A 19,783-nucleotide genomic window follows, 5' to 3' on the forward strand; every position below is an offset into this window, starting at 1 on the left:
GGGTTATCTCCTTGGAAAGCGGCTCAGTACTGCTCGTCCTCGGCGAAGCTGTTGTCCTCAGCCTCACCGGTGGTGGACAGGTCGTCGTCCTCGTAGCGGTCGGCGATCGCGCTCGCGTCGAACCCGGGCGGGCTGTCCTTGAGCTGCAGACCCATCTCGCGCAGCTTGTCCTTGACCTCGTCGATGGACTTCGCACCGAAGTTGCGGATGTCCAGCAGGTCGGCCTCGCTGCGGCCCACGAGCTCACCCACGGAGTGGATGCCCTCGCGCTTGAGGCAGTTGTAGGAGCGGACCGTCAGGTCCAGGTCCTCGATCGGCAGCGCCAGGTCGGCGGCCAGGGCGGCGTCGGTCGGCGACGGGCCCATGTCGATGCCCTCGGCCTCGACGTTGAGCTCACGGGCCAGGCCGAACAGCTCGACGAGCGTCTTGCCGGCGGAGGCCATCGCGTCGCGCGGAGCCATGGAGTTCTTGGTCTCGACGTCGACGATCAGCTTGTCGAAGTCGGTGCGCTGCTCGACACGGGTCGCCTCGACCTTGTAGGTCACGGCCAGCACCGGCGAGTAGATGGAGTCGACCGGGATGCGGCCGATCTCGTTGTCGGCCGACTTGTTCTGCTGCGCGGAGACGTAGCCGCGACCGCGCTCGACGGTCAGCTCCATCTCGATCTTGCCCTTGTCGTTCAGGGTCGCGATGTGCAGGTCGGGGTTGTGGACCTCGACACCGGCCGGCGGCGCGATGTCGGCGGCCGTGACCGCGCCGGGGCCCTGCTTGCGCAGGTACATCACCACGGGCTCGTCGTGCTCGGAGGAGACGACCAGACCCTTGATGTTGAGGATGATCTCGGTGACGTCCTCCTTGACCCCGGGGATCGTGGAGAACTCGTGCTGCACGCCGTCGACGCGGATGCTCGTGACCGAGGCACCCGGGATGGAGGACAGCAGCGTGCGGCGGAGGGAGTTGCCGAGGGTGTAGCCGAATCCGGGCTCCAGCGGCTCGATGACGAACCGGGAACGACTGTCGGAGACCACGTCCTCGGAGAGGGTGGGGCGCTGTGCGATGAGCACGAGTGTTTCCTTCCCACGGGCGACCGCTATATGACGCCTCGTGAAACGCGGGGTGCAAGCCCGCCGCTACGACTGTCTCTGTCTGCAGTCGTAGCCGGTACGCGGCTCGGCGGGCTTCGCAGGGAAGCCCGCCGAGCGCGTACGGGTCAGAACCGGATCAGTTCTTGGAGTAGAGCTCGACGATGAGCTGCTCGGTGAGCTGGCTGTCGATCTGCTCACGGACCGGCACGGAGTGCACGAGGACCTGCAGCGTGCCCTCGACGACGTGCAGCCACGCCGGGATCGGACGGTCGCCGTAGGTCTCCCGGGCCAGCTGGATCGGGAACGCCTCGCGCGACTTCTCGCGGACCGTGATGATGTCGTACTGCGACACGCGGTAGGACGGGACATCGACGCGCTGGCCGTTGACCTCGAAGTGACCGTGGGTCACCAGCTGGCGGGCCGCACGACGGGTGCGGGCCAGGCCGGCGCGGTAGATCACGTTGTCGAGACGGGTCTCGAGGATGACGAGCAGGTTGCTACCGGTCTTGCCGGGGCGGCGGGCCGCCTCCTTGTAGTACCGGACGAACTGCTTCTCCATGACGCCGTAGGTGAAGCGAGCCTTCTGCTTCTCCTGCAGCTGCGTCAGGTACTCCTTCTCCTGAATGCGACCGCGGCCGTGCTGGCCGGGCGGGAAGGGACGCATCTCGAAGTTCTTGTCACCGCCGACGAGGTCGGTCTTGAGGCGACGCGACTTCTTGGTGATGGGGCCGGTGTAACGGGCCATAGTTCAAACTCTCCTGGAAGTCCGGGTCGACGTCAGACGCGACGGCGCTTGGGCTGGCGAACGCCGTTGTGCGGCGTGGGGGTGACGTCCTGGATCGCGCCGACCTCGAGGCCGGTGGCGGTCAGGGAGCGGATCGCGGTCTCGCGACCCGAGCCCGGACCCTTGACGAAGACGTCGACCTTGCGCATGCCGTGCTCCATGGCACGACGCGCGGCAGCCTCGGCGGCCATCTGCGCGGCGAACGGCGTGGACTTGCGCGAGCCCTTGAAGCCGACCTGGCCGGCCGAGGCCCACGAGATCACCGCACCGGTCGGGTCGGTGATGGAAACGATGGTGTTGTTGAACGTGCTCTTGATGTGGGCCTGGCCCGCGGCGACGTTCTTCTTCTCCTTGCGGCGCACCTTCTTGGCGCCCGCAGCCGTCCGGCTCTTGGGAGGCATGTGGTGTTACTCCTTGATCGAAGAAAGGGGTGTGGTCCGGCTCTGCCAGATCACTGCTGTGGCGTACGACGACCGCGGGGCGGGCGTCGGAGCGGACTTACTTACCGGCCTTCTTCTTGCCGGCGACGGTGCGCTTGGGGCCCTTGCGGGTACGCGCGTTGGTCTTGGTGCGCTGACCGTGGACGGGCAGGCCACGACGGTGGCGCAGACCCTGGTAGCTGCCGATCTCGACCTTGCGGCGGATGTCGGAAGCGACGTCGCGGCGCAGGTCACCCTCGAGGCGGAAGTTGCCCTCGAGGTGGTCGCGCAGCGTGACGAGGTCTTCCTCGGTCAGGTCACGGACGCGGGTGTCGGGGTTGACACCGGTCGCGGTGAGCGTCTCCTGCGCGCGGGTACGACCGACGCCGAAGATGTAGGTGAGGGCGACCTCGACGCGCTTGTCGCGCGGCAGGTCGACACCGATCAGACGTGCCATGTGGCATTTCTCCTGGATCTCGCGGAGGTCTGGCGCAGTACCTGTCCCGTTGCCCGACCGGAGTGGTCGCGGGTCCCCGGCCTCCGCGCCGGGGGTGACGTCCTGACCGCGAGGGTCAGGGGCCGGGTACTGCGTGCTCTGTCTTGAGTTCTTGCGTCCTGGCGAAGAACGCGAGTCGTGCGGTGAGGCTCTGGTCAGCCCTGGCGCTGCTTGTGGCGCAGGTTCTCGCAGATCACCATGACCCGCCCGTTGCGGCGGATCACCTTGCACTTGTCGCAGATCTTCTTGACGCTCGGCTGAACCTTCATCTGCCTACTGTCTTGAAGTCGGGCCTCGCCCCGTGCGGGGTCCGGCGTGCGGTTGCTGGGCTCAGCGGTAGCGGAAGACGATGCGGCCGCGGGTCAGGTCATAAGGGCTGAGCTCGACCACGACCCGGTCCTCGGGGAGGATCCGGATGTAGTGCTGACGCATCTTCCCGGAGATGTGAGCGAGCACCTTGTGACCGTTGGTCAGCTCGACCCGGAACATCGCGTTCGGGAGAGCCTCGACGATCGTGCCCTCGATCTCGATGACACCGTCCTTCTTGGCCATGTCCTCCACAATCTGCTGAGCGGGCTCACCCCGGATGGATGAGACCTGGTACTGAAGCGGCTCGAGAACCCCCGTGCCACCCGTGACGAACGCACGTCGACCCCGCCTCACCGACGTGACGTCGGGGGGACCAGGTCGAGATGGGACGTACGGCTGTCACGAGACGCTCGTGAACCGACGCACCAGCCTACCTCGCACCCCGATTCACGCCCAAATCGGCGGTTCTCAGACAGGGCGGGCCCGTCAGTCGAGCGGCGCGTACCGGTCGCCGAGCTGCGCCCGGCCGCCGTCGAGCGCGGTCAGCACCCACAGGCCACCCTCGGTGACCGCCACGGTGTTCTCCCAGTGGGACGCCCGTGACCCGTCCTCGGTCACGACGGTCCACTCGTCGTCCAGCTCGTGCGACTCGTACGTGCCCAGCGTGACCATCGGCTCGATCGCGACGGTCGTGCCGACGGTGACGATCGGGCCCTTCTCACGGACTCGCTCGTTGTGAACGTTGGGGTCCTGGTGCATCTCGGTCCCGATGCCGTGGCCGGTGTAGCCGTCCACGATCGAGAGCGGACGCCCGAGGCGGCGCGCGCTCTCGGCGATGCTGTCCTCGACGGCGGCGCCGACGTCGAACAGCCGCTCCCCGGGCACCAGCGCCCGGATGCCGTCCCACATCGACGCCTCGGTGGCGGCGCTGAGGTCGAGGTCCTCGGGGCGGGCCGCCTCGTCGCCGCCGACGACGACCGTCATCGCGGCGTCGCCGTGCCAGCCCTCCACGATCGCACCGCAGTCGATCGACACCAGGTCGCCGTCCTGCAGCACGCGCGCGCCGGGGATGCCGTGGACGATCTCCTCGTTGACGCTCACGCAGATCGTCGCGGGGAAGCCGTGGTAGCCGAGGAAGCTCGGCGTCGCACCGCGGCCACGGATGGCCTTCTCGGCGACGGCGTCCAGGTCGGCCGTGGTGAGACCGGCCCGCACGGCGTCGGCCAGCTCGGCGAGGGTCTCCCCGACGACCAGGCCGGCGCGCCGCATCAGCAGCACCTGGTCGGTCGTCTTGGCGGGCACCCTGCCGCGGCCGAACATCATCGCCTCGGGGTCAGCCCGCGTGGGCGGTCAGGCCGTCGAGGACCTGGGTGATCCGGCCGCTCACGTCGTCGACCGCACCCATGCCGTCGATCTCGACCAGGATCCCGCGCTCGCGGTACGTCGCGGCCAGCGGCGCGGTCTCCCGGTTGTAGATGCCCTGCCGCTCCCGGATGACCTCCTCGGTGTCGTCCGCGCGACCCGAGGTCTGGGCCCGCTTGAGCAGCCGGGCGACGAGCTCCTCGTCGTCGACGGTGAGCTGCAGGACCGCGTCCAGCGCGTGACCGTCGGCCGCGAGCATCTCGTCCAGCGCCGCCACCTGGGGCATCGTGCGCGGGTACCCGTCCAGCAGGAAGCCCTGCTGCGCGTCGGGCCAGGTGAGCCGGTCCTTGACGATCTCGTTGGTGATCTCGTCGGTGACGTACCCGCCGGCGTCCAGGATGCCCTTCACCTGCAGCCCCAGCGGGGTCTCCTCCTTGATGTTCTGGCGGAAGATGTCGCCGGTGGAGATGTGCGGGATGCCGCGCGCGGATGTCAGCCGCTGCGCCTGCGTGCCCTTACCGGCACCGGGCGGACCCAGGATGATCAGACGCATCAGCGCAGGAACCCTTCGTAGTGGTGCTGCTGGAGCTTGGAGTCGATCTGCTTGACCGTCTCCAGGCCGACCCCGACCAGGATGATGATGGACGCGCCACCGAACGGGAAGTTCTGGTCGGCTCCGACCATCGCCAGCGCGATCAGCGGGATCAGCGCGAGGATCGAGAGGTAGATCGCACCGACGACCGTGATGCGGGTCAGCACGTAGCTGAGGTACTGCGCCGTCGCCTGGCCGGCTCGCACGCCGGGGATGAAGCTGCCGGCCTGCTTGAGGTTGTCGGCGACCTCGTCCGGCTGGTAGGTGATCGACACGTAGAAGAACGTGAAGAACAGGATCAGCACGGTGAACAGCAGCATGTAGAACGGGTGGTCGCCCTTGGACAGGTTGTTCGTGACCCACTCGACCCACGCCGAGGGACGCTCACCCGAACCCGGGTCCGGCCGGTTGAACGAGGCGAGCAGCACCGGCAGCGACAGCAGCGAGCTGGCGAAGATCAGCGGGATCACGTTCGCCATGTTGACCTTGAGCGGGATGTAGGTGCTCGTCCCGCCGTACGAGCGCCGGCCGATCATCCGCTTGGCGTACTGGACCGGGATCCGGCGCTGGGCGTTCTCGACGAACACGACGGCCGTGATGATGATCAGGCCCATCACCACGACGAGGATGAACTTGCCCCAGCCCTGGTTGTGGATGGCCCACACCGACGCCGGCACGCTGGCGGCGATCGAGGTGAGGATCAGCAGCGACATGCCGTTGCCGACGCCGCGCTCGGTGACCTGCTCGCCCAGCCACATGATCAGGCCGGTGCCGGCGGTCAGCGTGAGGATCATGATCAGCATCGTGGGGACGCTCTGGTCGTTCATGATCGTCGGGCACGTCGCCGAGGACCCGCCGAGCAGGTTCCACGGGTTGCGCGCGGTGGTGATCAGGGTCGAGGACTGCAGGACGGCCAGACCGATCGTCAGATAACGCGTGTACTGCGTCATCTTCGTCTGGCCGGACTGGCCCTCCTTCTTCAGCTGCTCGAACCGCGGGATGACCACGGTGAGCAGCTGGATGATGATGCTGGCCGTGATGTACGGCATGATCCCGAGCGCGAAGATCGACAGCTGCAGCAACGCGCCGCCGCTGAAGAGGTTCGCCAGGCCCAGCAGGCTGCCCTGCGGGCCTGCGGCCTTCTGGCACTGGTGCACCAGCTCATAGCTGATGCCCGGCGTCGGGACGTGGGAGCCAAGGCGGAACACCGCCATGATCGCCAGCGTGAACAGCAGCTTCTTGCGCAGGTCCGGCGTGGTGAACGCGCGGCCGAAGGCGGTGAGCACTGATCCTCCTGCTGCCACCTGGGGTGGCCCGTTTGTTCTCTACGAAACTTGGACGACGATACCTGAGAGCAGCTACGCCCCGGACGATCGGTCCCATGACGGGGGCCGGTCGGCCGGGGCGTAGGTCAGCTCCACGAGGCCGGGACGAGCACCGTCACGCAGTGGTGACGGAGCCTCCCGCGGCCTCGATCTTCTCCTTGGCGGTGCTGGAGAACTTGGTCGCCGTGACGTTCACCGAGACGGTGATCTCGCCGGTGCCGAGCACCTTGACGGGACGGCCCTTGCGGACCGCGCCCTTCTCGACGAGCGCGTCGACGGTGACGTCGCCGCCGTCGGGGAACAGGCTGGAGAGCTTGTCCAGGTTCACGACCTGGTACTCCACCTTGTTCGGGTTCTTGAAGCCGCGCAGCTTGGGCAGACGCATGTGCAGCGGCGTCTGACCACCCTCGAAGCTCTCCGGAACCTGGTAACGGGCACTGGTGCCCTTGGTGCCACGACCAGCGGTCTTGCCCTTGGAGCCCTCACCACGACCGACTCGGGTCTTGGCGGTCTTGGCGCCGGGGGCAGGACGCAGGTGGTGGACCTTCAGCGCGTGTGTCTTCTCAGCCATCAGTCAACCTCCTCCACGGTCACCAGGTGGGCGACGTGACGGACCATGCCGCGGAACTCCGGGCGGTCCTCCTTGACGACGGTGTCGCCGATGCGCTTGAGACCGAGCGAACGCAGGGTCTCACGAGCCTTCGGCTTGCCACCGATCTCCGAACGGATCTGGGTCACCTTGAGGTTCGCCATCACTCCCCCGTCCTGGGCTTGGCCGCGGCCTCGGCCGCGCCAGCAGCCATCGCGTGCTGCATCGCGACCGGGGCGACCCGGTCCAGCGGCAGACCGCGGCGGGCCGCGACGGCCTCCGGACGCTCCAGGCCGCGCAGGGCCTCGACGGTCGCGTGGACGATGTTGATCGCGTTGTCCGAGCCGAGCGACTTGGACAGCACGTCGTGGATACCGGCGCACTCCAGGACGGCGCGCACCGGACCACCGGCGATGACACCGGTACCGGGCGACGCCGGACGGAGCAGCACGACGCCGGCCGCGGCCTCACCCTGGATCGGGTGCGGGATCGTGCCCTGGATGCGCGGGACGCGGAAGAAGTTCTTCTTCGCCTCCTCGACACCCTTGGCGATCGCGGCCGGGACCTCCTTGGCCTTGCCGTAGCCGACGCCCACCGTGCCGTCACCGTCGCCGACGACCACCAGGGCCGTGAAGCTGAAGCGACGTCCACCCTGGACGACCTTCGCGACACGGTTGATGGTCACGACGCGCTCGACGTACTGGTTGCGGTCGTCGCCACCGCGACGGTTGTCGCGGCCACCGTCACGCCCGCCGCGGCCACCGCGACGGTCGTTGCTGTTGCTGTCGTTCGGGCCGCTGGCCGAGCCAGCGGCGCCTCGACGCTGGGGTCCAGCCATCAGAAGTTCCTCTTCTCAGCGGTTTTGTTGTTCATCACAGGGTCAGCCCACCCTCGCGAGCACCGTCCGCGATCGCGGCGACGCGACCGGCGTACCGGTTGCCACCACGGTCGAACACGACGGCCTCGACGCCGGCACCCTTGGCGCGCTCGGCGAGCAGCTCGCCCACGCGCTTGGCCTTGGCGGTCTTGTCGCCGTCGAACGAGCGCAGGTCGGCCTCCATGGTCGACGCCGACGCGAGGGTCTTGCCCACCGTGTCGTCGACGATCTGCACGAAGACGTGGCGGCTCGAGCGGGAGACGACCAGGCGCGGACGCACCGTCGTACCGCTGATCCGCTTGCGCAGCCGCAGGTGACGACGACCGCGCGCGGCCGACTTCGTCGTGGAACGCTTGACGATCTTTGCCATCGCTTACTTACCAGCCTTTCCGACCTTGCGGCGGATGTGCTCGCCTTCGTAGCGGACACCCTTCGCCTTGTACGGGTCGGGCTTGCGGAGCTTGCGGATGTTGGCCGAGACCTCACCGACGAGCTGCTTGTCGATACCCGAGACCGAGAACCGCGTGGGGTTCTCGACCGAGAACTGGATGCCCTCGGGGGCCTTCACCAGGATCGGGTGGCTGTAACCGAGGGCGAACTCCAGGTCCGAACCCTTGGCGGTCACGCGGTAACCCGTGCCGTGGATCTCCAGCTTCTTGGTGTAGCCCTCGGTGACACCGACGACCATGTTGTTGATGAGGCTGCGAGTCAGGCCGTGCAGCGCACGGGACTCACGCTCGTCGTTGGGTCGAGTCACCTCGACCGCACCGTTGTCGCCCTGGGCGACAGCGATCGGCTCCGAAACGGTGAGCGCCAGCTGACCCTTGGGGCCCTTCACGCTCACGTCGCGACCGTCGATTGTCACCTCGACACCGTTCGGCACCGCGACCGGAAGACGTCCAATACGAGACATCGTCGAATCTCCTCCTCGTCCTCAGGTCACCAGACGTAGGCGAGGACTTCCCCGCCTACACCCTTGACGGCAGCCTGCTTGTCAGTCAGGAGGCCGGACGACGTGGACAGAATGGCGACGCCGAGACCACCGAGCACCTTGGGCAGGTTGGTGGACTTGGCGTACACGCGCAGACCCGGCTTGGACACCCGGCGAACGCCCGCGATGGAGCGCTCACGGTTGGGGCCGTACTTCAGGTCGATGGTCAGGGTCTTGCCCACCTCGGCGTCCTCGACGCGCCAGCCGGCGATGTAGCCCTCGGCCTCGAGAATCTCTGCGATGTGGGACTTCAGCTTCGAGAACGGCATGGACGTCGCGTCGTGGTGCGCCGAGTTGGCGTTCCGGACGCGGGTCAGCATGTCCGCAATCGGGTCAGTCATGGTCATGGGGCTTGTCGGCCCTTCCTCACCGGGGTTTCAGCCTGCGGCCGACCTACGGTGTAGATGCTTCGGAGGGTTGGGTTACCAGCTGCTCTTGGTGACGCCGGGCAGCTCGCCGCGGTGCGCCATCTCGCGCAGGCAGATCCGGCACAGGCCGAACTTGCGGTAGACCGAGTGGGGACGGCCGCAGCGCTGGCAGCGCGTGTAGGCACGCACCCCGAACTTCGGCTTCTTGTTCGCCTTGTTGACGAGCGCGGTCTTGGCCACGATCAGTTCTCCTTGAACGGGAAGCCCAGGTGCTTCAGCAGCGCCCGGCCCTCGTCGTCGTTGCGGGCGGTGGTGACGACCGTGATGTCCATCCCGCGAACGCGGTCGATCCGGTCCTGGTCGATCTCGTGGAACATCGACTGCTCCGTGAGACCGAAGGTGTAGTTGCCATTCCCGTCGAACTGCTTGCCCGAGAGGCCGCGGAAGTCGCGGATACGCGGGAGCGCGATCGAGGTGAGGCGGTCCAGGAACTCCCACATGCGGTCGCCGCGCAGCGTGGTGTGCGCACCGATCGGCATGCCCTCGCGCAGCTTGAACTGCGCGATGGACTTGCGGGCCTTCGTCACCGCCGGCTTCTGACCGGTGATGGCGGACAGGTCGCGGATCGCGCCGTCGATGAGCTTGGAGTCACGCGCCGCGTCACCCACACCCATGTTGACGACGACCTTGGTCACCGTCGGCACCTGCATGACGTTGGCGAAGGTGAACTCGCCCTGCAGCGCCTCGCGGATCTCGTCCTGGTACTTCTGCTTCAGGCGCGGGAGCGCCTTGGTCTCGGTCTGGGTGCTCATCACAGGTCCTTACCCGAGCGCACGGCCACGCGAGTACGGACCGTCTTGGTCCGGCCGTCGCGCTCCACGGTCTCGACGCGGGTCTTGATCCGGCTCGGCTTGCCCGTCTCCGGGTCCACGACGGCCACGTTGCTCACGTGGATCGGGGCCTCGACGACCTCGATGCCACCGCTGCTGCTCTGGCCGGGCTGGCCCGCCTTGACGTGCTTGGTCACCCGGTTGATGCCCTCGACGAGGACGCGCTGCGTCTCGGGGTACACGGCGATGACCTTGCCCTGCTTGCCCTTGTCGCCGCCCTTGTCCTGGGACCGACCGGTGATGACCTGCACGAGGTCGTTCTTCTTGATCTTCATCTTGCCTGCCATGGTCAGAGCACCTCCGGCGCGAGCGAGATGATCTTCATGAACTTCTTGTCGCGCAGCTCACGGCCCACCGGGCCGAAGATGCGGGTGCCACGCGGGTCGCCGTCGGCCTTGAGGATGACGGCGGCGTTCTCGTCGAACTTGATGTACGAGCCGTCCGGGCGGCGCTTCTCCTTGACGGTGCGGACGATGACGGCCTTGACCACATCGCCCTTCTTCACGTTGCCACCAGGGATCGCGTCCTTGACGGTCGCGACGATGGTGTCACCGATGCCGGCGTAGCGACGGCCCGAGCCGCCGAGCACACGGATGCACAAGATTTCCTTGGCTCCGGTGTTGTCGGCGACGCGAAGTCGCGACTCCTGCTGGATCACAGTTTCACTCCTGTCGTCTCACTGGTTCTCGCCTCCGCAGCGGGGTGCGAGCCTTGCGGAACGGATACTGGGTTAGGGGTTCGTACGCACGGGCGGGAGCCCGGCGTACGAGACATCACTTGGCGCGCTCGAGGATCTCGACGATGCGCCAGCGCTTGGTCGCCGACATGGGGCGGGTCTCCATGATGAGGACACGGTCGCCGATGCCGGCGGCGTTCTCCTCGTCGTGGGCCTTGACCTTGCTGCTGCGACGCATGACCTTGCCGTAGAGCGCGTGCTTGACGCGGTCCTCGACCTCGACCACGACCGTCTTGTCCATCTTGTCGCTCACCACGTAACCCTGACGGGTCTTGCGGTCGTTGCGCTCGGCCTGCTCCGCCACTGCCTTCTCCTGCTTGTCAGTCATGCTCAGACCGCCTTCTCGGCAGTCTCGTCAGCCTGCGGCGCACGGCCGATGCTGAGCTCGCGCTCACGCATCTCGGTGTAGATCCGCGCGATGTCCTTGCGGACCGCACGCAGCCGCGAGTTGTTCTCCAGCTGGCCGGTGGCCGACTGGAACCGCAGGTTGAACAGCTCCTGCTTGGACTCGGCCAGCTTCTCGGCGAGAGCAGAGTCGTCCAGGCCGCGCAGCTGCTCCGGCATCAGGTCCTGGGAACCGATAGCCATCAGAAGTCACCACCCTCACGCGCGACGAAGCGGCACTTCATCGGCAGCTTGTGCATCGCCAGGCGCATGGCCTCGCGAGCGACATCCTCGGAAACACCGGACAGCTCGAACATCATCCGACCCGGCTTGACGTTGGCGACCCACCACTCGGGGGAACCCTTACCGGAACCCATGCGGGTCTCGGCCGGCTTCTTGGTGAGCGGGCGGTCCGGGTAGATGTTGATCCAGACCTTTCCGCCACGCTTCATGTAGCGGGTCATCGCGATACGAGCGGACTCGATCTGACGGTTGGTGACGTAGGCCGGCTCGAGAGCCTGCAGGCCGTAGTCACCGAACGCCACGGTGGTGCCGCCCTTGGCAGCGCCGCCCCGCTTGGGGTGGTGCTGCTTGCGGTGCTTCACACGACGGGGAATCAACATCAGGACTGCGCTCCCTGCTCGGTCGCCGGGGCGGCCTGCGCGGGCGCCTCGGTGGCCGGGGTGTCGGACTGGGGAGCCTGCTGCTCGCCACGGCCGCCACGGCGTGCGCCGCGGTCACCACGGTCGCCGCGGCCCGGACGGTCGCCGTCACGGCGGCCGCGGGACGGGCGCGACGGAGCAGCAGCCTGCTCGCGAGCCAGCTCCTTGGCGGTCAGGTCGCCCTTGTAGATCCAAACCTTCACGCCGATGCGGCCGAAGGTCGTCTTGGCCTCGTAGAAGCCGTAGTCGATGTTCGCGCGCAGCGTGTGCAGCGGAACGCGACCCTCGCGGTAGAACTCCGTGCGGCTCATCTCCGCGCCGCCGAGGCGACCGGAGACCTGCACGCGGATGCCCTTGACGCCGGCGCGCGTGGCGGACTGCATGCCCTTGCGCATCGCACGACGGAAGGAGACGCGGGCAGCGAGCTGCTCGGCGATGCCCTGGGCGACCAGCTGGGAGTCGGCCTCGGGGTTCTTGACCTCGAGGATGTTCAGCTGGACCTGCTTGCCGGTGAGCTTCTCCAGCTCACTGCGCAGGCGGTCGGCCTCGGCGCCGCGGCGGCCGATGACGATGCCCGGGCGGGCGGTGTGGATGTCGACGCGGACCCGGTCACGGGTGCGCTCGATCTCGACGCGGCTGATGCCGGCGCGCTCCATGCCCGTGGACATGAGACGGCGGATCGCGACGTCCTCCTTGACGTAGTCGCGGTAGCGCTGACCCTGCTTGTTGCTGTCAGCGAACCAGCGGCTCCGGTGCTCGGTGGTGATACCGAGCCGGAAGCCGTTCGGGTTGACCTTCTGACCCATTAGTTCTGGCCTCCCTTGGAGCTCGGCTGTGCGACAGCCACAGTGATGTGGCTCGTACGCTTGAGGATTCGGCTCGCGCGGCCCTGCGCCCTGGGGCGGAACCGCTTCATCGTCGGACCCTCGTCGACGTACGCCGCGCTGACGACGAGCGTGCGCTCGTCGAACGGCTGCGACGCCTGGTCGGCTGCGTAGCGCGCGTTGGCAATGGCGCTCTCGAGCACCTTGCGGATCGGCTCGCTCGCACCCTGCGGCGCGAACTGCAGCACGGCGACGGCCTCCGAGGCCTGCTTGCCACGGATCAGGTCCACGACGCGGCGGGCCTTCTGCGGCGTCACGCGGACGAACCGCGCCTGCGCCTTGGCTTCCATCGCTGTCCCTTTGCTGTCAATCGTCTTCTCTGCCATGGGTTCTCACTGCCACCGCGTCAGCGGCGGCGACCCCTCTTGTCGTCCTTCTCGTGACCCTTGAAGGTCCGAGTGGGAGCGAACTCACCGAGCTTGTGGCCGACCATGGCCTCGGTCACGAAGACCGGGACGTGCTTGCGACCGTCGTGGACGGCGAGCGTGTGGCCGAGCATGTCGGGGCTGATCATCGACCGGCGCGACCACGTCTTGATGACGTTCTTGGTGCCGGCTTCGTTCTGGGCGTCCACCTTCTTGGCGAGGTGGTCGTCGATGAACGGACCCTTCTTCAGGCTACGAGGCATTTCCAAAGGCTCCTATCAGCGCTTCTTGCCAGTGCGACGGCGACGGACGATGAGCTTGTCGCTCTCCTTGTTGGGGCGGCGGGTACGGCCCTCGGCCTGACCCCACGGGCTGACCGGGTGGCGACCACCGGAGGTCTTACCCTCACCACCACCGTGCGGGTGGTCGACCGGGTTCATCGCGACACCGCGGACGGTCGGGCGCTTGCCCTTCCAGCGCATACGGCCGGCCTTGCCCCAGTTGATGTTGCTCTGCTCGGCGTTGCCCACCTCGCCGATCGTCGCGCGGCAGCGGACGTCGACGTTGCGGATCTCACCGGACGGCATACGCAGCTGGGCGTACGGACCGTCCTTGGCGACCAGCTGCACGCGCACACCGGCCGAGCGGGCGATCTTCGCACCCCCGCCGGGCCGCAGCTCGACGCAGTGGATGACCGTACCGGTCGGGATGTTGCGCAGCGGCAGGTTGTTGCCGGGCTTGATGTCGGCGCCCGGGCCGTTCTCGATCGGGTCGCCCTGCTTCAGGCGGTTCGGCGCGATGATGTAGCGCTTCTCGCCGTCGGCGTAGTGCAGCAGCGCGATGCGCGCCGTGCGGTTCGGGTCGTACTCGATGTGCGCGACCTTGGCGGGGATCCCGTCCTTGTCGGCGCGACGGAAGTCGATCACGCGGTAGGCGCGCTTGTGGCCACCACCGATGTGGCGGGTGGTGATGCGGCCCGACGCGTTACGGCCGCCCGACTTGCTCAGGGGGCGGACCAGCGACTTCTCCGGGGTGCTACGGGTGACCTCGGCGAAGTCGGCCACGCTCGAGCCACGGCGGCCCGGCGTCGTCGGCTTGTACTTACGGATAGCCATCGTCTACGTCCTTACCCTCAGCCGACCTGGCCGAAGATGTCGATCGAGCCCTCGCGCAGCGAGACGATCGCGCGCTTGGTGTCCTTGCGCTTGCCCACGCCGAAGCGGGTGCGGCGCGACTTGCCCTGACGGTTCATGGTGTGGACCGACTCGACCTTGACGTCGAAGATCTTCTCGACGGCGATTCGGATCTCGGTCTTGTTCGCCCGCGGGTCGACGAGGAAGGTGTACTTGCCCTCGTCGAGCAGGCTGTAGCTCTTCTCCGAGACGACCGGGGCGATCAGGATGTCGCGCGGGTCCTTGTGGATGTTCGTCATCACTTGTCCTCAGCGGTCTTCTGCTCGTCCTTGCCGAGGAAGCCGTTCAGCGCGGCCTCGGTGAAGACGATGTCGTCGGCGCAGAGCACGTCGTAGGTGTTGAGCTGGTCGGCCCACAGCACGTGGACGTCGGCCAGGTTGCGCACGCTCATCAGCGAAAGCTCGTCCGCGCGGTGAAGCACGACCAGCAGGTTCTTGCGCTCGCTCACGTTGCCGAGCAGCCCGGCAGCCGTACGAGTCGACGGAACGTCACCCTCGACCAGCGAGGAGTACACGTGGATGCGGCCGTGGCGCGCCCGGTCGGACAGGGCACCGCGCAGGGCGGCGGCCTTCATCTTCTTCGGGGTGCGCTGGGAGTAGTCGCGCGGCTGCGGGCCGTGGACGACGCCACCACCGGCGAACTGCGGCGCCCGGGTCGAGCCCTGGCGGGCGCGGCCGGTGCCCTTCTGGCGGTACGGCTTGCGGCCACCACCGCGGACCTCGCCGCGGGTCTTGGTCGCGTGCGTGCCCTGACGGGCCGCGGCCAGCTGGGCCACGACGACCTGGTGGATCAGCGGGACGTTCGTCTGCACGTCGAAGACCTCGGCGGGCAGCTCGACCGAGCCGGCCTTGTCGCCCGAGGGCTTGAGGATGTCAACGGAAGTCATGAAGCTCAGGCCTCCTGCTTCGACTTGGCCGCCGTCTTGACGAGCACGATGCTGCCGCGAGGACCGGGCACAGCGCCCTTGATCAGCAGCAGACCCTTCTCGGCGTCGACGGAGTGGACCGTGAGGTTCTGGGTGGTCTGGCGCACGCCGCCCATCCGACCGGCCATCCGCATGCCCTTGAACACGCGGCCCGGGGTGGCGCAGCCACCGATGGAACCCGGCTTGCGGTGGTTCTTGTGCGCACCGTGCGAGGAGCTCACGCCGTGGAAGCCGTGACGCTTCATGACACCGGCGAAGCCCTTGCCCTTGGTGGTGCCGACGACGTCGATCGTGGCGCCGGCCTCGAAGGCCTCCGCGGTGATCTCCTGGCCGGCCTCGTACGAAGCGGCGTCGGAGGTGCGGACCTCGACCAGGTGGCGGCGCGGGGTCACGCCGGCCTTGTCGAAGTGGCCCTTCATCGGCTGGTTGACCTTGCGCGGGTCGATGGTGCCGTAGGCGAGCTGGACGGCGTGGTAGCCCTCGCCCTCACCGCGCACCTGGGTCACGACGCAGGGGCCGGCCTGGACCACGGTGACCGGGATCAGGCGGTTGTCGGCGTCCCAGACCTGGGTCATGCCGAGCTTCTCGCCCAGCAGGCCCTTGACCGGGCGCTCAGTGATGTGAGTCATGGTGAGTCATTCCCCCGATCAGAGCTTGATCTCGATGTTGACGTCGGCCGGGAGGTCCAGACGCATCAGCGAGTCGACGGCCTTCGGAGTGGGGTCCACGATGTCGATGAGGCGCTTGTGGGTGCGCATCTCGAAGTGCTCGCGGCTGTCCTTGTACTTGTGAGGCGACCGGATGACGCAGAAGACGTTCTTCTCCGTCGGGAGCGGCACCGGGCCCACCACCGTCGCACCGGCACGGGTCACCGTGTCGACAATCTTGCGCGCCGAGCTGTCGATGACCTCATGGTCGTACGACTTCAGCCGGATGCGGATCTTCTGTCCCGCCATTCGCGTGCGTCTCTCTCTCGCGTCCATCTGACCTGACCTTGGCCGGTCCTCCAGGAGTGATCCTCCGACCCCCGCGCTCGGGTGTGTCGCGGCTGCTTCGCAGCGCACGGCACACAATTCATCCGCGTGGTGGATCGGTGGTCCTGGTGGACCGGGGCTTGCGCTTCCCAGTGCTGCGCCGCGGCCCCGACTCGGGTCCTGCAAGGCGTACATCACCGGGACGGTGGAACCGACATGGGTCAGCGCCACGCGTCAAGCAACCTGAACAGTGTGCCAGAGCCCGGACGGCACTACCAAATCCGCCCGGGCCCCGACTGCTGATCGACTCAGCCGGCGGCTCGCTTGGCCAGCCGCATCCACGTCTCGACGACGGTGTCGGGGTTCAGCGACATCGAGCCGATCCCCTGGTCCAGCAGCCACTCGGCCAGGTCGGGGTGGTCGCTGGGGCCCTGCCCGCAGATGCCGACGTACTTGTCCTGCGCCCGGCAGGCTTCGATCGCCATCGACAGCATCTTCTTCACGGCCGGGTCGCGCTCGTCGAACTTGTCGGCCACCAGGCCGGAGTCGCGGTCCAGGCCGAGCGTCAGCTGGGTCATGTCGTTGGAGCCGATGGAGAAGCCGTCGAAGTGCTGCAGGAACGCCTCGGCGTTGACCGCGTTCGAGGGGATCTCGCACATCATCACGACCTGCAGGTCGTTCTCGCCGCGCTTGAGACCGTGCTGGGCGAGCAGGTCGATGACGCCCTCGGCCTCCCCCAGCGTCCGGACGAACGGGATCATCACCTTGACGTTGGTGAGGCCCATCTCGTCGCGGACGTACCGCAGCGCCTCGCACTCCATCGAGAAGCACTCGGCGAAGTCCTCCGACAGGTACCGCGAGGCTCCGCGGTAGCCGATCATCGGGTTCTCCTCGTCCGGCTCGTAGGCCGTGCCGCCGATGAGGTTGGCGTACTCGTTGGACTTGAAGTCCGACATGCGCACGATCACCGGCTCCGGCGCGAACGCCGCCGCCAGCGTGGCGACGCCCTCGGCGACCCGCTTGACGAAGAACTCACGCGGGCTGTCGTACGCCGCGGTGAGTGCCTCGATCTGGCTCGTCAGCCCGGTGTCCAGCGTCCTGCCGGCCTGCAGGTCCAGCAGCGCCTTGGGGTGGATGCCGATCTGGCGGTTGATGATGAACTCCAGCCGCGCCAGGCCGATGCCGTGGTGCGGCAGGCGGGAGAACTCGAACGCCTGGTCCGGGGTGCCGACGTTCATCATCAGCTTGACCGGGACCTCGGGCATCTGGTCCAGCTCGGTCCGGTCGACCTGGAAGTCCAGCACGCCCTCGTACACCAGCCCGGTGTCGCCCTCGGCGCACGAGACGGTGACCTCACGGCCGTCGGTCAGGGTCTCGGTGGCGTCGCCGGTGCCGACGACGGCGGGGATGCCGAGCTCGCGGGCGATGATCGCCGCGTGGCAGGTACGGCCACCGCGGTTGGTGACGATGGCGCTGGCGCGCTTCATGATCGGCTCCCAGTCGGGGTCGGTCATGTCGGCGACCAGGACCTCGCCCGGGACGAACTCGTGCATCTTGTCGATGTCGGTGAGACGACGGACGGCGCCGGCACCGATCTTCTGGCCGATGGCGCGGCCCTCGACGAGGACCTCGCTGCGCTCCTTGCCCATGACGTACCGCTCCAGCGAGGAGCCCGTCTGCCGCGACTTCACCGTCTCGGGACGTGCCTGCAGGATGTAGAGCCGGCCGTCGGCGCCGTCCTTGCCCCACTCGATGTCCATCGGACGGCCGTAGTGCTCCTCGATCCGCAGCGCGTGCGTGGCGAGCTCGGTGACCTCCTCGTCGGTGAGGCTGAGGCGACCGCGCTCGACCTCCTCCACCGGGACGAACTCGACGGTCCTCCCGACCGAGGCGTCCTGGGTGTAGACCATCTTGGTCGCCTTGCCGCCGACGCCGCGCTTGAGGATCGCGGGACGCTGCGCGCGCAGCGCCGGCTTGTAGACGTAGAACTCGTCGGGGTTCACCGCACCCTGGACGACGGCCTCACCGAGGCCGTAGCTGGAGGTGATGAAGACCGCGTCCTCGAAGCCGGACTCGGTGTCGATGGTGAACATGACACCGCTCGCGCCGATGTCGGACCGGACCATCCGCTGCACGCCGGCCGACAGGGCCACGACGTCGTGCGCGAAGTCGCTGTGCACCCGGTAGGAGATCGCCCGGTCGTTGTACAGCGAGGCGAACACCAGCTTGATGGCGTGCAGGATGTTGTCGATCCCGCGCACGTTGAGGAAGGTCTCCTGCTGACCCGCGAACGAGGCGTCGGGCAGGTCCTCGGCCGTCGCGCTGGAGCGCACCGCCCAGGAGACGTCCTCGCCCTGGTCGCCGACCAGCCGCTCGTACGCCGCCCGGATGTCCTCCTCGAGGTCCGCCGGGAACGGGTGGTTCTCGATCGTCTCCCGGATGCCTCGACCGACCCGCGCGAGCTCCTGCACGTCGTCGACGTCCAGGGCGTCCAGCTGGTCGTTGATCGTCGTCGCGAGGTCGCCCTCGGCCAGGAAGCGCCGGTAGGCGTCGGCGGTCGTCGCGAACCCGTCGGGGACGCTCACGCCCGCCTTGGACAGGTGCTGGACCATCTCGCCCAGGGAGGCGTTCTTGCCGCCCACGCGCTCGACGTCGCCCAGGCCCAGGTCCTTGAACCACTCGACATTGCTGCCCATCGTCAATTCTCTCCTCGCGGTGTGCACCGGCGCCCGCTAGCGCCGGCCGTTCTCCATGGACTGCAGGATGACCGCCGCCATCTCCTCGACCGACATCGAGGCGGAGCTGACGGACGGGATGCGGTGCATGGCGTAGAGGGCCTCGGCGCGGCGCAGCTCGTAGGTGACCTGCGGCAGGGAGGCGTACCGGGAGCCGGGGCGACGCTCGCCGCGCACCTGGCTGAGCCGGGCGGCGGTCGAGGTGAGGCCGAAGCACTTACCGGCGTACGGACGGATCGGCGCGGGCAGCTGGTGGGAGTCGAAGTCCTCCTCCACCAGCGGGTAGTTCGCGACCTTCAGGCCCTGCTGGAGCGCGAGGTACATCGAGGTGGGCGTCTTGCCGCAGCGCGACGGGGCGATGAGGATCAGGTCGGCCTGGTCCAGCGCCTTGATGCTCTGGGCGTCGTCGTGCTCCATGGCGTAGTCGACGGCCTTCATCCGGGCCTCGTACCGGCCGCGGTCGCCGAGACCGTGGACGCTGCCCACGTTGTGCGCCGCGTTGACGTGCAGCACCCGCTCGACGGTGTCCAGGTGGGTGCCGAACAGGTCGATGAACGCGCACTCCGTCTTGATCAGCTCGGCCCGCACCGCCTCGTCGGCCACCGTCGAGAAGACCAGCGGCTTCATCTCGTCGGTGTGGATCGCATCCATCTGCGCGACCACCTCGCGAGCCCGCTCCACCGTGGTGATGAACGGGATCTTGCGCGCCCGGAACGGCACCCCGGGGAACTGGCCGATGAGCATGTTGCCCAGCGTCTCGGCGGAGATTCCGGTGCCGCCGGCCAGGAAGAAGACCGGGGTGGGAACCCCGGACGCAGGCGGCGACGGCTGGGTCATG

Annotated in this window: 32 protein-coding genes; all 32 read right to left on the reverse strand. The window is 67.8% G+C overall.

The window, feature by feature from the left end; all coding sequences use genetic code 11:
- Nucleotides 1-23: 23 nt before the first annotated feature.
- The gene (locus P4R38_RS09020; RefSeq protein WP_275237748.1) at nucleotides 24-1,064 is read right to left on the reverse strand and encodes a DNA-directed RNA polymerase subunit alpha; all 1,041 of its coding nucleotides are present in this window, start codon (nucleotides 1,062-1,064) and stop codon (nucleotides 24-26) included.
- Nucleotides 1,065-1,221: 157 nt separating this feature from the next.
- The gene (gene rpsD / locus P4R38_RS09025; protein WP_275237747.1) at nucleotides 1,222-1,830 is read right to left on the reverse strand and encodes a 30S ribosomal protein S4; all 609 of its coding nucleotides are present in this window, start codon (nucleotides 1,828-1,830) and stop codon (nucleotides 1,222-1,224) included.
- A gap of 32 nt (nucleotides 1,831-1,862) precedes the next feature.
- The gene (gene rpsK / locus P4R38_RS09030; protein WP_275237746.1) at nucleotides 1,863-2,270 is read right to left on the reverse strand and encodes a 30S ribosomal protein S11; all 408 of its coding nucleotides are present in this window, start codon (nucleotides 2,268-2,270) and stop codon (nucleotides 1,863-1,865) included.
- 97 nt (nucleotides 2,271-2,367) lie between these two features.
- The gene (rpsM, locus tag P4R38_RS09035; protein ID WP_277191902.1) at nucleotides 2,368-2,745 is read right to left on the reverse strand and encodes a 30S ribosomal protein S13; all 378 of its coding nucleotides are present in this window, start codon (nucleotides 2,743-2,745) and stop codon (nucleotides 2,368-2,370) included.
- Between the two features lie 194 nt (nucleotides 2,746-2,939).
- Nucleotides 2,940-3,053: a 50S ribosomal protein L36 gene (gene rpmJ / locus P4R38_RS09040; RefSeq protein ID WP_006592630.1), complete on the reverse strand. Its 114-nt coding sequence runs from the start codon at nucleotides 3,051-3,053 to the stop codon at nucleotides 2,940-2,942.
- Between the two features lie 61 nt (nucleotides 3,054-3,114).
- Nucleotides 3,115-3,336, reverse strand: a complete 222-nt coding sequence (gene infA / locus P4R38_RS09045; RefSeq protein WP_006946284.1) for a translation initiation factor IF-1 — start codon at nucleotides 3,334-3,336, stop codon at nucleotides 3,115-3,117.
- A 243-nt stretch (nucleotides 3,337-3,579) separates the two neighbouring features.
- Complete coding sequence (map, locus tag P4R38_RS09050) at nucleotides 3,580-4,413, reverse strand: type I methionyl aminopeptidase (protein WP_277192271.1); 834 nt, start codon at nucleotides 4,411-4,413, stop codon at nucleotides 3,580-3,582.
- A gap of 13 nt (nucleotides 4,414-4,426) precedes the next feature.
- Entirely contained in the window at nucleotides 4,427-5,008 is a 582-nt protein-coding gene (locus P4R38_RS09055) for an adenylate kinase (protein ID WP_275237744.1), read from the reverse strand.
- Entirely contained in the window at nucleotides 5,008-6,333 is a 1,326-nt protein-coding gene (gene secY / locus P4R38_RS09060) for a preprotein translocase subunit SecY (RefSeq protein ID WP_275237743.1), read from the reverse strand. The genes P4R38_RS09055 and secY overlap by 1 nt, the downstream gene beginning before the upstream one ends.
- A 154-nt stretch (nucleotides 6,334-6,487) precedes the next feature.
- Nucleotides 6,488-6,943, reverse strand: coding sequence for a 50S ribosomal protein L15 (rplO, locus tag P4R38_RS09065; RefSeq protein WP_275237742.1), 456 nt, complete (start codon nucleotides 6,941-6,943; stop codon nucleotides 6,488-6,490).
- Entirely contained in the window at nucleotides 6,943-7,125 is a 183-nt protein-coding gene (rpmD, locus tag P4R38_RS09070; RefSeq protein ID WP_275237741.1) for a 50S ribosomal protein L30, read from the reverse strand. The genes rplO and rpmD overlap by 1 nt, the downstream gene beginning before the upstream one ends.
- Nucleotides 7,125-7,799 (reverse strand): 30S ribosomal protein S5, encoded by a 675-nt coding sequence (gene rpsE / locus P4R38_RS09075; RefSeq protein WP_275237740.1) that lies wholly within the window; start codon nucleotides 7,797-7,799, stop codon nucleotides 7,125-7,127. Before rpsE ends, rpmD begins: the two co-directional genes overlap by 1 nt.
- 34 nt (nucleotides 7,800-7,833) lie before the next feature.
- Nucleotides 7,834-8,208 carry a 50S ribosomal protein L18 gene (rplR, locus tag P4R38_RS09080; RefSeq protein ID WP_275237739.1) on the reverse strand — a complete coding sequence of 125 codons (375 nt, stop codon included), beginning with the start codon at nucleotides 8,206-8,208 and terminating at the stop codon, nucleotides 7,834-7,836.
- 3 nt (nucleotides 8,209-8,211) lie between these two features.
- On the reverse strand, nucleotides 8,212-8,751 hold the full coding sequence (rplF, locus tag P4R38_RS09085; RefSeq protein ID WP_277191903.1) for a 50S ribosomal protein L6: 540 nt from the start codon (nucleotides 8,749-8,751) through the stop codon (nucleotides 8,212-8,214).
- Nucleotides 8,752-8,777: 26 nt separating this feature from the next.
- Nucleotides 8,778-9,176, reverse strand: a complete 399-nt coding sequence (gene rpsH / locus P4R38_RS09090) for a 30S ribosomal protein S8 (RefSeq protein ID WP_277191904.1) — start codon at nucleotides 9,174-9,176, stop codon at nucleotides 8,778-8,780.
- Nucleotides 9,177-9,251: 75 nt separating this feature from the next.
- Nucleotides 9,252-9,437 (reverse strand): type Z 30S ribosomal protein S14, encoded by a 186-nt coding sequence (locus P4R38_RS09095; RefSeq protein WP_050668665.1) that lies wholly within the window; start codon nucleotides 9,435-9,437, stop codon nucleotides 9,252-9,254.
- 2 nt (nucleotides 9,438-9,439) lie between these two features.
- Nucleotides 9,440-10,009 carry a 50S ribosomal protein L5 gene (rplE, locus tag P4R38_RS09100; protein WP_275237736.1) on the reverse strand — a complete coding sequence of 190 codons (570 nt, stop codon included), beginning with the start codon at nucleotides 10,007-10,009 and terminating at the stop codon, nucleotides 9,440-9,442.
- Nucleotides 10,009-10,374, reverse strand: a complete 366-nt coding sequence (gene rplX / locus P4R38_RS09105; protein ID WP_275237735.1) for a 50S ribosomal protein L24 — start codon at nucleotides 10,372-10,374, stop codon at nucleotides 10,009-10,011. Before rplX ends, rplE begins: the two co-directional genes overlap by 1 nt.
- A 2-nt stretch (nucleotides 10,375-10,376) precedes the next feature.
- A complete protein-coding gene (gene rplN / locus P4R38_RS09110; RefSeq protein WP_275237734.1) occupies nucleotides 10,377-10,745 on the reverse strand; it encodes a 50S ribosomal protein L14 in 369 nt (122 codons plus the stop codon).
- A gap of 115 nt (nucleotides 10,746-10,860) precedes the next feature.
- On the reverse strand, nucleotides 10,861-11,151 hold the full coding sequence (gene rpsQ / locus P4R38_RS09115; RefSeq protein ID WP_275237733.1) for a 30S ribosomal protein S17: 291 nt from the start codon (nucleotides 11,149-11,151) through the stop codon (nucleotides 10,861-10,863).
- A 2-nt stretch (nucleotides 11,152-11,153) separates the two neighbouring features.
- Nucleotides 11,154-11,411: a 50S ribosomal protein L29 gene (gene rpmC / locus P4R38_RS09120; protein WP_275237732.1), complete on the reverse strand. Its 258-nt coding sequence runs from the start codon at nucleotides 11,409-11,411 to the stop codon at nucleotides 11,154-11,156.
- A complete protein-coding gene (rplP, locus tag P4R38_RS09125; RefSeq protein ID WP_275237731.1) occupies nucleotides 11,411-11,830 on the reverse strand; it encodes a 50S ribosomal protein L16 in 420 nt (139 codons plus the stop codon). The genes rpmC and rplP overlap by 1 nt, the downstream gene beginning before the upstream one ends.
- Nucleotides 11,830-12,675: a 30S ribosomal protein S3 gene (gene rpsC, locus P4R38_RS09130; RefSeq protein WP_277191905.1), complete on the reverse strand. Its 846-nt coding sequence runs from the start codon at nucleotides 12,673-12,675 to the stop codon at nucleotides 11,830-11,832. Before rpsC ends, rplP begins: the two co-directional genes overlap by 1 nt.
- Nucleotides 12,675-13,043 (reverse strand): 50S ribosomal protein L22, encoded by a 369-nt coding sequence (rplV, locus tag P4R38_RS09135; RefSeq protein WP_275237807.1) that lies wholly within the window; start codon nucleotides 13,041-13,043, stop codon nucleotides 12,675-12,677. The genes rpsC and rplV overlap by 1 nt, the downstream gene beginning before the upstream one ends.
- Nucleotides 13,044-13,099: 56 nt before the next feature.
- A complete protein-coding gene (gene rpsS, locus P4R38_RS09140; protein WP_275237729.1) occupies nucleotides 13,100-13,381 on the reverse strand; it encodes a 30S ribosomal protein S19 in 282 nt (93 codons plus the stop codon).
- A 15-nt stretch (nucleotides 13,382-13,396) separates the two neighbouring features.
- The gene (gene rplB, locus P4R38_RS09145) at nucleotides 13,397-14,233 is read right to left on the reverse strand and encodes a 50S ribosomal protein L2 (protein WP_277191906.1); all 837 of its coding nucleotides are present in this window, start codon (nucleotides 14,231-14,233) and stop codon (nucleotides 13,397-13,399) included.
- 17 nt (nucleotides 14,234-14,250) lie between these two features.
- On the reverse strand, nucleotides 14,251-14,550 hold the full coding sequence (rplW, locus tag P4R38_RS09150) for a 50S ribosomal protein L23 (protein WP_275237727.1): 300 nt from the start codon (nucleotides 14,548-14,550) through the stop codon (nucleotides 14,251-14,253).
- Nucleotides 14,550-15,197: a 50S ribosomal protein L4 gene (gene rplD, locus P4R38_RS09155; protein WP_275237726.1), complete on the reverse strand. Its 648-nt coding sequence runs from the start codon at nucleotides 15,195-15,197 to the stop codon at nucleotides 14,550-14,552. The genes rplW and rplD overlap by 1 nt, the downstream gene beginning before the upstream one ends.
- 5 nt (nucleotides 15,198-15,202) lie before the next feature.
- Entirely contained in the window at nucleotides 15,203-15,865 is a 663-nt protein-coding gene (gene rplC / locus P4R38_RS09160; protein WP_275237725.1) for a 50S ribosomal protein L3, read from the reverse strand.
- 18 nt (nucleotides 15,866-15,883) lie between these two features.
- Nucleotides 15,884-16,192 carry a 30S ribosomal protein S10 gene (rpsJ, locus tag P4R38_RS09165; protein WP_006946210.1) on the reverse strand — a complete coding sequence of 103 codons (309 nt, stop codon included), beginning with the start codon at nucleotides 16,190-16,192 and terminating at the stop codon, nucleotides 15,884-15,886.
- A 326-nt stretch (nucleotides 16,193-16,518) separates the two neighbouring features.
- Entirely contained in the window at nucleotides 16,519-18,906 is a 2,388-nt protein-coding gene (ppsA, locus tag P4R38_RS09170) for a phosphoenolpyruvate synthase (RefSeq protein WP_277191907.1), read from the reverse strand.
- Between the two features lie 36 nt (nucleotides 18,907-18,942).
- Nucleotides 18,943-19,782 (reverse strand): pyruvate, water dikinase regulatory protein, encoded by an 840-nt coding sequence (locus tag P4R38_RS09175; RefSeq protein WP_277191908.1) that lies wholly within the window; start codon nucleotides 19,780-19,782, stop codon nucleotides 18,943-18,945.
- Nucleotide 19,783: the final 1 nt, after the last annotated feature.

Source organism: Luteipulveratus flavus, assembly GCF_029439465.1.
Taxonomy (GTDB): Bacteria; Actinomycetota; Actinomycetes; order Actinomycetales; family Dermatophilaceae; genus Luteipulveratus; species Luteipulveratus flavus.

Coding starts and splice junctions, on each gene's coding strand:
- rplF (WP_277191903.1), bottom strand. CDS start 8,751: ATGTCTCGTATTGGACGTCTTCCGGTCGCGGTGCCGAACGGTGTCGAG.
- rpsQ (WP_275237733.1), bottom strand. CDS start 11,151: ATGACTGACAAGCAGGAGAAGGCAGTGGCGGAGCAGGCCGAGCGCAAC.
- rpsD (WP_275237747.1), bottom strand. CDS start 1,830: ATGGCCCGTTACACCGGCCCCATCACCAAGAAGTCGCGTCGCCTCAAG.
- rplD (WP_275237726.1), bottom strand. CDS start 15,197: ATGACTTCCGTTGACATCCTCAAGCCCTCGGGCGACAAGGCCGGCTCG.
- rpsK (WP_275237746.1), bottom strand. CDS start 2,270: ATGCCTCCCAAGAGCCGGACGGCTGCGGGCGCCAAGAAGGTGCGCCGC.
- rpmD (WP_275237741.1), bottom strand. CDS start 7,125: ATGGCGAACCTCAAGGTGACCCAGATCCGTTCGGAGATCGGTGGCAAG.
- rpsJ (WP_006946210.1), bottom strand. CDS start 16,192: ATGGCGGGACAGAAGATCCGCATCCGGCTGAAGTCGTACGACCATGAG.
- rplX (WP_275237735.1), bottom strand. CDS start 10,374: ATGGCAGGCAAGATGAAGATCAAGAAGAACGACCTCGTGCAGGTCATC.
- rplC (WP_275237725.1), bottom strand. CDS start 15,865: ATGACTCACATCACTGAGCGCCCGGTCAAGGGCCTGCTGGGCGAGAAG.
- rplB (WP_277191906.1), bottom strand. CDS start 14,233: ATGGCTATCCGTAAGTACAAGCCGACGACGCCGGGCCGCCGTGGCTCG.
- rpsC (WP_277191905.1), bottom strand. CDS start 12,675: ATGGGTCAGAAGGTCAACCCGAACGGCTTCCGGCTCGGTATCACCACC.
- ppsA (WP_277191907.1), bottom strand. CDS start 18,906: ATGGGCAGCAATGTCGAGTGGTTCAAGGACCTGGGCCTGGGCGACGTC.
- P4R38_RS09175 (WP_277191908.1), bottom strand. CDS start 19,782: ATGACCCAGCCGTCGCCGCCTGCGTCCGGGGTTCCCACCCCGGTCTTC.
- rplW (WP_275237727.1), bottom strand. CDS start 14,550: ATGACGAACATCCACAAGGACCCGCGCGACATCCTGATCGCCCCGGTC.
- map (WP_277192271.1), bottom strand. CDS start 4,413: ATGTTCGGCCGCGGCAGGGTGCCCGCCAAGACGACCGACCAGGTGCTG.
- rpsH (WP_277191904.1), bottom strand. CDS start 9,176: ATGACCATGACTGACCCGATTGCGGACATGCTGACCCGCGTCCGGAAC.
- rplP (WP_275237731.1), bottom strand. CDS start 11,830: ATGTTGATTCCCCGTCGTGTGAAGCACCGCAAGCAGCACCACCCCAAG.
- rplV (WP_275237807.1), bottom strand. CDS start 13,043: ATGGAAGCCAAGGCGCAGGCGCGGTTCGTCCGCGTGACGCCGCAGAAG.
- rpsS (WP_275237729.1), bottom strand. CDS start 13,381: ATGCCTCGTAGCCTGAAGAAGGGTCCGTTCATCGACGACCACCTCGCC.
- rpsM (WP_277191902.1), bottom strand. CDS start 2,745: ATGGCACGTCTGATCGGTGTCGACCTGCCGCGCGACAAGCGCGTCGAG.
- rpmJ (WP_006592630.1), bottom strand. CDS start 3,053: ATGAAGGTTCAGCCGAGCGTCAAGAAGATCTGCGACAAGTGCAAGGTG.
- infA (WP_006946284.1), bottom strand. CDS start 3,336: ATGGCCAAGAAGGACGGTGTCATCGAGATCGAGGGCACGATCGTCGAG.
- rplE (WP_275237736.1), bottom strand. CDS start 10,009: ATGAGCACCCAGACCGAGACCAAGGCGCTCCCGCGCCTGAAGCAGAAG.
- rplO (WP_275237742.1), bottom strand. CDS start 6,943: ATGGCTGAGAAGACACACGCGCTGAAGGTCCACCACCTGCGTCCTGCC.
- rpsE (WP_275237740.1), bottom strand. CDS start 7,799: ATGGCTGGACCCCAGCGTCGAGGCGCCGCTGGCTCGGCCAGCGGCCCG.
- rpmC (WP_275237732.1), bottom strand. CDS start 11,411: ATGGCTATCGGTTCCCAGGACCTGATGCCGGAGCAGCTGCGCGGCCTG.
- P4R38_RS09055 (WP_275237744.1), bottom strand. CDS start 5,008: ATGCGTCTGATCATCCTGGGTCCGCCCGGTGCCGGTAAGGGCACGCAG.
- rplR (WP_275237739.1), bottom strand. CDS start 8,208: ATGGCAAAGATCGTCAAGCGTTCCACGACGAAGTCGGCCGCGCGCGGT.